Genomic DNA, 806 nt, shown 5'->3' with positions numbered 1-806 from the left:
GCCCGCCGAAAGAGCGGACATAGGCAGAGGCTGTCCCGGGAGCCGCGGAGCGCGGCGCGGGACAGCTTTTTTACCACAAGATCGCAAGCGTACAGTTCGATTAAGTGAACGAGGCTGGCTGCAATCTTGCAGAATAAGGCGTTATTGCAGCAAAACGATAATAGCCTGCCGTTGCCCTGATGGGCTCTGGCAGGCTTGTTTTGCGTATATCGGCATGAATACAGGGAAGGAGGGAGATTAAGATTCGGAAGGCGTCCAGCGGCCTTCCTCCGAGTTGTCGGCAGAGCCAAGCTGCGGAGCTTCGGGCTAGAACGAAGCCCGCCACAGCAGCGCCGCCGCGAGCGCGGAGAGAAGCAGCGCCGCCGTATCCCGCCGCCGCCAGCGCAGAACGAGCCAGGGCGTGCGCGGCTTGGACGGGTCATAGCCGCGGGCTTCGATCGCGGTGGCCAGCTCGTCCCCCATGCTGATCACCTGGAGGAGCAGAGGAACGGCCATCAATGAAATGTGCTTCGGCGTCCAGCGTCCCCACCCCCGCTTCCGGTTTCCCCTGGAGGCGAGCGCGAGCTGCAGGGATGAGATTCTTCCCAGAATCCAGGGAATGAACTGCAAGGTGACAGAGACGGCGAGCGACCAATTCCGCGTTCTGACGCCCAGTTTGCCGAGCGGAGCGATAGCCCATTCCAGCCCTTCGCGCAGCGGCGCTCCGGATGTCGTCTCGGTGAAGAGAAAGCCGAGCGAAATGAGCAGCCCCAGGCGGAGGACGGACAGACCTCCGTTCAGGGCGCCCCCGGAGGAGAACTGGAGGG

At 62.9% G+C, this 806-nt stretch carries 1 protein-coding gene; it reads right to left on the bottom strand.

The window, feature by feature from the left end; genetic code table 11:
• Positions 1-306 precede the first annotated feature (306 nt).
• Positions 307-806, bottom strand: a 500-nt coding sequence (locus L692_RS0122385; RefSeq protein ID WP_025702212.1) for an energy-coupling factor transporter transmembrane component T, incomplete at its 5' end; no start/stop codon positions are given.

This window comes from Paenibacillus forsythiae T98 (genome assembly GCF_000520735.1).
In the GTDB taxonomy this organism is placed as follows: Bacteria; Bacillota; Bacilli; order Paenibacillales; family Paenibacillaceae; genus Paenibacillus_AQ; species Paenibacillus_AQ forsythiae.
Note: the sequence above shows the minus strand (reverse complement) of the source record. Positions and strands in the feature narration are given on the sequence as shown.